Origin of the sequence: Caldisphaera sp. (genome assembly GCF_046536515.1) — an archaeon.
Classification (GTDB): Archaea; Thermoproteota; Thermoprotei_A; order Sulfolobales; family Acidilobaceae; genus Caldisphaera.
Window position 1 is genome coordinate 1 of record NZ_JAWDMQ010000049.1, and the last position, 9,230, is coordinate 9,230.

A 9,230-nucleotide genomic window follows, 5' to 3' on the forward strand; every position below is an offset into this window, starting at 1 on the left:
TGGATTTAATATAAAAAATAACATCAGTTGGAGGTTTATTTTTAGACCAAGTAAAGTTATAGTTTAGCTGATATATATAATAATTACTTGATGAATATAATAAACTAGGCTTTGTTGTTAACGTTTCAGTTCCAAATATTTTTTGAGGATTAAAATAAGACATCCAATATGGCATCGCATTTTTTGGATAGCTTTCCCAGTACATGCCATTTTTCCATTCATTATTTACATTACTATATGCCGTAACTGCATATATTGATAAAGCGACAAATATTATTATCATTAATAATCCTATTAAGCCTGATTTGTTTTTTAATATAGTATTTAAATATAGTTTTATCCCAGTTTCTGCTGCCAAGCTTATTCACCAGCTTTAATTCTTGGGTCTAAATAACCCTTAATAATTTCATTTATAAACAATGCTAACAAAAGAATTACAGTTAAAACAAAGTTAATCCCTAGAATAACTGGTAAATCATTCATTAATATTGCAACATAAGTAAGCCATCCTACACCGTGCCAATTAAACACAATTTCTGTAGTTAATCCTCCCGCAAAAGATCCTGCAATTGCTAATGCAACTTGAGTAGATATAGATGGTGATGCCGTTCTTAGTATATGCCTGTATAAAATCCTAGAATCTGAAAGACCTCTTGCTTTAGCTGTCATAACAAAATCTTCCTTTGTTATACTAATAACCAAACTTCTTATTACATATGCAAAACCTCCAACATTTACTATAAAAAACGCTAAAAGAGGTAACGCCATATGATACATCATATTTATACTATAAGCCAAGAATCCTTTAGGTGGTGGAATTGATGTTATACCACCAGGTGGAAATATTCTAATTCCATAAGCAAGAGCTGCTATTAATAGAAAACCAAGCCACCAAGTTGGCAAACTTGAGTGAATAACAGCTATTGTCGGGACTATTTTATCCCAAATACTGCCAGCATATCTTGCAGATAAAAGCCCTATTAAAGTTCCAAATAATATAACTATTAATGTTCCAGTTGTAAAAAGAATTATTGTATAAGGTAAATAAGCTGCTATAATAGCATAAACTTTTGAGCTACCTGTTGGAGATGTTAAAAAATATGCATTACCAAAATTAAAAGTTAACAAATTTTTCATCTGAACTAAATACTTTAAATAAAAAGGTTGATTTAATCCATATGAACTCATGAGTTGTTTCTGATATAATTGCACTTTAATATTTAAGTTTGTCAAATTTATATTACCAGCTGAACGCTTTATTATTGCTTGTTTATATGCTGCTGCTTCTGTTTCTACTGTTGCAATTAAAACTTTCTGAATAATTGGATAAGTTAATACATACAATAGGCTCATTGCTGCTATTAATACTGTTATATAAATAATTATTTCTTTAGCTAAATAAGACTTATACCCCAAATGAACCCCCCTTAAATAAAAATATAAAAAAGGTTTATATATTTAAAAAATCTACTTTCTTCTTACCATTAATACAGCCGCTATAATTATGACTATTACGATAACTGTTACTGTTACTACTATTGTTGTTGTCATTGATGATGGTTTTGTTGTTGTAGGTGGTGGAGTAGTTGTTGTGGTTGATGTTGTTGTTGATGTTGTTGTAGGTGGTGGAGTAGTTGTTGTGGTTGATGGAACAACCAATAAAGTATATACCGTTGGGTCCATAAAGATGTTTTGATACGTATAAGTAAATATTCTTAAATAATATTTTCCATTCAAATTATTTGGCAACACAAATGAAAAACCGCCTTGAGAATCTGTTGTCACATTATAAACCCTTATTAATGTGCCGTTCTGGCTAATTAATTGAGCATACACAATGACATTTGGTGCAGGACTTGTTACTGCTGAACCGTCAGGCGTTTCTATTACTTGGCCTGACAAGGTTTGTCCTGAATATACTATTGAAGGAACTGAAAACTTTAATGCATATAACATAGGAGTTAATAAAACACTACTTGGTAATGATAAATTAAAGTTTGGATTTCTAACAACGACCGCTCCTCCTGAAGTTTGACTATAGCTTGTTAAAATGAAGGGACCATCACTTACAAATGCGTTTCCATATTTATTTATGAAGTTTATTAGTGCATTATATCCCATCTTAGCTTCAGTTTCATTTATTATCGTTATACCGCTTAAATTCTGTACCTCCAATAGTTCTTTTGATATGTAATTATTTGATGATAAATTCTTTAAAGCGGATAACATATTTGATACATCTGTTGGACTAACGATACTTAACCAATCAATTCCTTTTTGATGTGCTGTTGGCTTATCCCATGCAGCCAAACCATTTGATACTACAGCGTTCATTGCCTCATATTCTTGCCATGGAAATACACTTGCTGGGCTATAGCCGCCTAAAGGTAAGAAATCGCCTAATAATGTTTCAGCAGCTGCCAAGGGATCAAAGAATTTAACATCTCCCCATATTTGTATTGCCGTTGAATTAAGCACCTTAAATCCAGTAACTGCAGGGTATGCAGCAGATGAATAAAATCCTTGGACTGCTGGATCAGTTATAGAGCTATTGGGTGAAAGCATCTTTTGAGCTTCTATATAAATATAGAGAATATCAGCCAATGTTATGCTTTGATTGTCAGCAAATTTATCATTATTTAATAATGGAGCAAAATTAGCTATAATGCTAAGCTCTGCTGTAGTATTTGGCTCTACATGCTGTATCTCCATTGTTGATGTATTAAATACTAACGCACTTGTAGGAACTGGTATATTAGATACATTAGAAGCATTAACTACTTTCAGGATAACTCCAGTTGGCACTGCATATCCATTTGGACCAGCTTCAGATAGCGGGTAAATTAACCCATATGCTAATGAGACAGAATATGCATCAGTAAATCCTAAACCTGGATTCATTGCACCTTGAGATAAATATCTAACCCCTATTGTTGCAGTACCTGTGGGTGTTGTCATAGTCATATAGTTTGGAGTATTTAATATATCACCATAATAAATTGATGGCAATACTCCCTGTAGAGAAGGATTACCATATATAGGTATTTCTGATTCCGCTAAAAATACTCTTATTGAGTCGTTAATTCCTAAAGATACTAATTCGCTAAGCATATTATAATACTGTTTTGAGTTATTAAAATTAGTAGTATATAATTGCCATGAAATGTTATCTATTTTGGTTAGAGTATTTACTAATGATGGTTCTTCGTATTGTGTATCGTTAAAAAGTCCCATTGATAGACCATACTCAAAGTTGCTTGATGCTGGCATTGCCCCAAAGATTGGTGCTAAAAACTCAATAGGTAAACCGTAATCGTAATAACTATACCCTCCAGACCAAGATTCAACAGCAATACTCCATGTTGAATTGTGAGGATCGCTTCCATATATTATTGTATTTTGCTTTGATAAATCGCCTGTAACTTCTTGAACAGTAAATCCTAATTGTTGTAGAACTTTTTCAAGGTATTGGGTAGCATATGCCTGTCTAACAATGGTATCAGTTCTAACAAATAAATATATTGTAATAGGTTTTCCATTATAATACCATAAACCATTTATATATTGTGCCCCATGCTGGGTCAATGTTTTATATATAGTTTCATTTGCATAAGTTAAATTATAGTGTATATCTATATAAGGAGCTGTTGCATTAGCTGTCATTAATCCTTCGTATTGCCCAGCATAAGGACTAACTGTTGGAACCCCATAGCCCCCTAATATGTTGTTAACAAAATAGCTCCTATCAACTATATAATTCATGGCATACCTAACAGGTTGAAACATAAATGGATTAAATCCCCATGATGTATTTACAGGGTTTAGTAATACGTCATAAAATGCTATTGGCATTATATAAGTGCTAACATTAGTTGGTAAACTGGTGGTTATCTTAAAAGGTGGAACTGGAAATGTGTACATATCTATACTTCCTGTTGCAAATGCTTCAATGCCGTTTAAATCGTTACCATTATATGATATAAACGTTATTTGTTTTAGCCTCGGGTATTGGGTATTTGAAGCCCTTGTATTTATAAATGTATACGGCGTTAAGAAGCTTACTAACATTATCCCTAACAAGACTCCTATCAAAATCTTTTTCACTAAAAGCACACCCCATATGTCCAATTTTTTATATATAAATAAGGTATTTATATTTATATGATCCTGCTCTAAATTCATTTGAGTATTTATTAATTATCTTTTCTGACCTCCTCCCCGCCCTTTAGGGCGGGAATTCCCTGAGGTCTTAAGGGTTACACCCCTTTTACGGGTGCTACTCTATTATCCCCCAAGCCGATCAGGAGAAATCGGCTCCCGCTCCTCATGCCTTAAGAGTTGATCGGCCTGTAACCCTATTTTATTACACTTGTTAGTTGGGGTAGATGCATACTCATATTTCAGTGACGCATACCCCTTTAGCAGCTGTCTCAATTTTAAGTTTCTAAACTTAAAAAAACTTTACCCAGCCCCTAGAAAGGGCTTGTAGTTCTCTTTATCATATTGATTAGAACCAGCTTGAAATGCAGTAGAAACCGCTGAAAAACATTGAGAATAGGGATTAGGTAATTAAATTTACTTTAATGTTAGGATATTCTTTTTCGAACATAGGAATTACGTTTTTTTTTTAAAAAAAAGCTCTTCCGCCGCTATACATTACAACAGTTATTCTTTGCGGTTGTAACAAAGAATTTGTAGTTAATGTAGCCGTTGTTTTCATAGTTTTAAACTTATAAAAGAGTTTAAAGATTTTTCATTAACTCTAAAACTGGGGATAAAATGATAATAGTTACTGGAGGAGCAGGATTCATAGGAAGCAATTTATTAGAGGATCTATTAGAAAAAAAAGATGAAGTATTGGTTATAGACAACTTATCTTCCGGATCAAAATACAATTTAAAAGAAAAGGCTAATTTAATTATTAGTGATGTTTCAAAATACAAAGAAATTGAATTTTTGGAAAAATTCAAAGGAGAAGAAGTCAGCATAGTTCATTTAGCAGCTATTGTTAGTGTAGATGAAGTAAGAGAAAATCCTTTGAGAGGATTAGAAGTGAATGTAAATGGTACATATAATGTATTGGAATTAGCAAGAAAATTAGATGCATATATAACTATAGCAAGCAGTGCAGCAGTTTATGGGGAAAAAGATATTGTGCCTATTGATGAAAGTGATGAGAAAAAACCCATTAATCTATACGGATTTACTAAACTAATAGAAGAAGAAATTCTTCTATCTTATGTTAAAGAATATGGATTAAAAGGCTCAGCTTTAAGACTCTTTAATGTTTACGGGCCAAAAATGAAAAAAGGACCTTATGCGGGAGTAATACAAATATTTATTGAAAAGCTTTTAAAAAATGAAACACCAATTATTCATGGTGATGGCACAAATACAAGGGACTTCATATACGTAAAAGATGTTACCAACGCATTTATTAATGCAATTAAATTAAAAATTAATGGCATATACAATATTGGTACTGGAAAAGAAACAAGTATAAATGAATTGCTAGATACTATAGAAAAAATATTAGGTAAAAATATAAAGCCGATTCACGATGAACCTAGGAAAAACGATATAAAGAAAAGCGTTGCAAAAATTGATAAAGCAAAAAAAGAACTTAATTGGGAACCGCATTATAGTTTAATGGAAGGTTTAAAAAATACTATAAATTATATTAATTTAGCTTTATCTTAAAAAATTTATTTTTAGCTCTTCTTTAGGTTTTCTATTAAATTGTTAATTTCATTTAATTGCTTTTCTATATTACTCTTTGCATTTTCCAAATTGCTCTTTAAGCTTTCAAGCCATATTATTTTATCTTCTTTTGATAATTGAAGGCTTTGAAACGCCAGCGGATAATATCCATACCTTAAATAAAAGCCTGGTCTTTCCCATGGTGGTAAATAATTAAAAGGTCCGTTACCTGGATACATGCTTAAATTTCCTCCATGCCAACAGTTTCTACCCCAACCCATTTTTCTCACCCGTATCTATTATTCGATACGAAATTTATAAACTTTTCTCATATAAATATTTGAACAAGTTAGTATACATTATAATGGGGATAAAAATTGTTTCAAGCAATCAGGTTTGAAAAAGTAGTACCTGAAGATAGGGACAAAATAAACAAGCTTACTGAAAATACTTGGGTATGGGGGGATTATATACCTGATTATTTTGATAGATGGATAAAAGATGGACTTTTTATAAAAGCTGTTAGCGATGGCGATATTCTTGGTATAATACATGCAAGAGTGTTTGAAGACTTTACATGGTTTGAAGGGATTAGGGTAAAACAAGAAATAAGGAGAAAAGGGGTCGGAAAGGCATTAGCTAAAAAAGCTATGGAATTAAGCCCAAAGAAAATATTTAGATTAGCAGCAAACGAGAAAAATGTACCTTCAGTACAGCTTGCTAAAGCATTAGGATTTAAGGAGATAGATAGGTTTTATTACATAGAAGGAAAAATATACGATTTTAAACAGTTAATAAACGAATTTAAACTAAAAGAAGTAAAAGTTAGTTTAAAAAATGTTAAAGGATATGTAGACGATTGGGTGTGGTATCCGATAAATAAGTACTCTGGAAAAATATATTCAAACGGTGAATTGACAATATTAGAAACAACTCCCCCATTTTTAGTTAGTGGATATTTAGAAAATATTAGACATATGAGCAGTAACTTTTCTTCAAATTCAGAAGGTTTCATAGTATTTGAATTAAGATTAACTAACATAGCATAAATTTAACTTCAGCTTTTTTATACATATAAAATGAGCGAAATTATACCAACAAGGATTTGAAGTATAAAAATAAAAATCACTACACCCCTTTCAGTTGCTTTCCCCCTTATCTTAATTAATGCCTTTATTGCTAAATGCGTTATGCTGTAAGACCTCTCATAAGGTGGCTCTAAAGAATCGCCTTTAACTTTTCCAAAGTTCTCCTTATAAACCCCATGAAAAAGACCCCTTATAAATAAAATTAATTCAATATAATATAAGAAAAACATTGTTAAGCCGAACTTAGGTATATCCCCTAATATTATCATACCAGCATACAAAGCTCCAATAGCATATGTAAAAGTGTTTCCTGGGAATACTTTTGCTGGATACCAATTGTAAATTAAGAAAGCTATCAAAGCCCCCATTAATATTATGCTTACATAAACAACAATGCCTATTCCTTTAATTAATCCAAAAATCATCGTAAATGATAATAAAATTATAGCATTACCTACTTCTAAGCCATTATAACCCGCTATCATATTGAAAGCATTGCTTGCTCCCAAAACTCCTATAGGAATTATAATTAAAGGATATAAAATACCTAAATAAATTCTATTAAAAAAAGGTATTGATAATATATAAGAATTGTATTTTGCTATCATTAATGGTAAAGCTATTGGTATCATAGCCAGTATCCTTATATATTGCGGTACTCCTTTTTTCCAACCCAAAATATCGTCCATAAATCCTAAAAAAGATGATAAAACTAATAGAATAATTATTGAATAAAAATAAAGTAAATCGAAATACTTGTTTTGAGTGAAAACGTAAATTGCTTCAAATAATAGAAGACCAAATATTGAAGATATTACAACCCAAATTCCACCAGCTTCAGCTACTTCGGGCTTATCTATTTTGTTTATATCTTTACCTACTAATCCCTGTCTTTTAGCTATTCTAATCCAAGATCTAATTATAATTAATGTCGCGAAAAAAGATATTAAAGATGATATTATTGCTAATGGTATCCCTATCAAATTTTCTCCCATATAAATAAAAATAGGCTAAAATTTAAGCTAATTGTTAACTCCCCGGTTAACAATCATTTTCCCAAAATTAATTCCTCTAAAACATTTTTAATCCTATTTATTTCTATAACTCCTTTATACCCCTTTTCTATTGTACCTTCTGGATCATATATTGAAAATACTCCATACCAATCATGCATGGAATCATCTGGCCCTTTATCATTTTTATCTAAATACATGTTTTTATAACCTATAGTCCCAATAGGTCTCCAATTTAAATCATCTAAATAAACTGTTAAATCTGGTGCATCTCCTTTTATTTCAGGATAAATCTCTTGAGGAGTATATGCATCGTTTTTCCATTGTTCACCTTTTGGCCCCTTAATTTTTGATATAGATTTTTTCAAATCCTTTATTAAATCTTCTACCTCTTCTTTACCTAAAATTCCATATGGCTCTCTTCCCTTAACATTAAAGAAAAACCTAGAATAATATCCACCCCATGCCCAAACTTTTGTTTCATTCCAATCTATGTTATCTGGAGATAAGTCTTCTCCTTCTTTTGTTTCCTTTTTAATTTTCAAAAATTCCTGTTGAATTAACCATTGATTTATTGGATATGATCCTTTCATGCTTTTAGTTCCGTGATCGCTTACTATAACGTAAATAGTATCCTTTGGTAACTCCTTAATTAAGTTTGAAAACCAATTATCTATTTTTTTATAAACATTTGGTATTGCATTGCTGAACTTTTCATGGTATTCATACCTTGGATGCGTATTATCAAAATATTTCCAGAACATATGGTGAGCTCTATCAACACCTATTTCAACATAAATAAAGAGGTCCCAAGCTTTTTTTGTTAAATAGTTAAGAATTCTTTGGTGATTATCTATCATTTCCATTAAATCTGAATATGCCTTATCTCTGTTTTCCGTCCTATAAACAACGTCAAATATTGGTGGTTCGTTAAGTTTGTTTTCTATTTCACCTTTTAACCAAGGTGGAAAAGTATATGGTTTTTCTTTGCCAGGAGTATTAAAATCAGTAACCATAAAACCATTAATAGGCTTTGGCGGATATGTTGGCGGTACTCCAAACAATCCCGTTTTAATATTAAATTTTGCTAGCTCATCCCATATTGCCTTTTCTTTGACATCATTAGAATTTACTATATATGAATCAAAAGTTCCAGGCTTCCTATGCCTAAAACCATATATACCCAATTCTCCAGGTGTTTTTCCAGTAAACATAGAAATCCATGCAGGAACTGTTATTGGCGGATGACAAGTCTTCATCAAATAATTCGATGATTCTTTTGTCAATTGTCTTATAAATTCTAATCCTTCTCCATAGTTCTCATATAAAACTCTAGGCGGCAATGAATCCAAGCCTAATACAAACACCTTTCTCAAACTACACACCAAAAAGAAAAGAAAAAAATAAAAAATATATTTATTTAGGTTTA

8 protein-coding genes and 1 pseudogene are annotated in these 9,230 nt (G+C 31.4%); 2 read left to right on the top strand and 7 right to left on the bottom strand.

The window, feature by feature from the left end; genetic code table 11:
- From RXO53_RS06685 to RXO53_RS06700, 4 genes and pseudogenes are all read right to left on the bottom strand, one after another.
- Nucleotides 1-358: pseudogene (locus RXO53_RS06685) on the bottom strand (ABC transporter permease); the annotation flags it as partial.
- Nucleotides 359-360: 2 nt separating this feature from the next.
- Nucleotides 361-1,416, bottom strand: coding sequence for an ABC transporter permease (locus RXO53_RS06690; protein ID WP_410713463.1), 1,056 nt, complete (start codon nucleotides 1,414-1,416; stop codon nucleotides 361-363).
- Nucleotides 1,417-1,467: 51 nt separating this feature from the next.
- Nucleotides 1,468-4,104 carry an ABC transporter substrate-binding protein gene (locus tag RXO53_RS06695; protein WP_410713464.1) on the bottom strand — a complete coding sequence of 879 codons (2,637 nt, stop codon included), beginning with the start codon at nucleotides 4,102-4,104 and terminating at the stop codon, nucleotides 1,468-1,470.
- A gap of 180 nt (nucleotides 4,105-4,284) precedes the next feature.
- Nucleotides 4,285-4,434 (bottom strand): hypothetical protein, encoded by a 150-nt coding sequence (locus tag RXO53_RS06700; protein ID WP_410713465.1) that lies wholly within the window; start codon nucleotides 4,432-4,434, stop codon nucleotides 4,285-4,287.
- 345 nt (nucleotides 4,435-4,779) lie between these two features.
- Between RXO53_RS06700 and RXO53_RS06705 the strand changes: the two genes are divergently transcribed.
- A complete protein-coding gene (locus tag RXO53_RS06705) occupies nucleotides 4,780-5,700 on the top strand; it encodes an NAD-dependent epimerase/dehydratase family protein (protein ID WP_410713466.1) in 921 nt (306 codons plus the stop codon).
- Nucleotides 5,701-5,711: 11 nt separating this feature from the next.
- Here RXO53_RS06705 and RXO53_RS06710 read toward each other — a convergent pair whose 3' ends face one another.
- Nucleotides 5,712-5,981 (bottom strand): hypothetical protein, encoded by a 270-nt coding sequence (locus tag RXO53_RS06710; protein WP_410713467.1) that lies wholly within the window; start codon nucleotides 5,979-5,981, stop codon nucleotides 5,712-5,714.
- 96 nt (nucleotides 5,982-6,077) lie between these two features.
- Between RXO53_RS06710 and RXO53_RS06715 the strand changes: the two genes are divergently transcribed.
- Nucleotides 6,078-6,749: a GNAT family N-acetyltransferase gene (locus RXO53_RS06715; RefSeq protein ID WP_410713468.1), complete on the top strand. Its 672-nt coding sequence runs from the start codon at nucleotides 6,078-6,080 to the stop codon at nucleotides 6,747-6,749.
- 17 nt (nucleotides 6,750-6,766) lie between these two features.
- Here the strand turns inward: RXO53_RS06715 and RXO53_RS06720 are convergent, their stop codons facing one another.
- Nucleotides 6,767-7,783, bottom strand: a complete 1,017-nt coding sequence (locus RXO53_RS06720; RefSeq protein WP_410713469.1) for a glycosyl transferase family 4 — start codon at nucleotides 7,781-7,783, stop codon at nucleotides 6,767-6,769.
- Between the two features lie 53 nt (nucleotides 7,784-7,836).
- Nucleotides 7,837-9,168 carry an alkaline phosphatase family protein gene (locus RXO53_RS06725; protein WP_410713470.1) on the bottom strand — a complete coding sequence of 444 codons (1,332 nt, stop codon included), beginning with the start codon at nucleotides 9,166-9,168 and terminating at the stop codon, nucleotides 7,837-7,839.
- Between the last annotated feature and the right edge of the window lie 62 nt (nucleotides 9,169-9,230).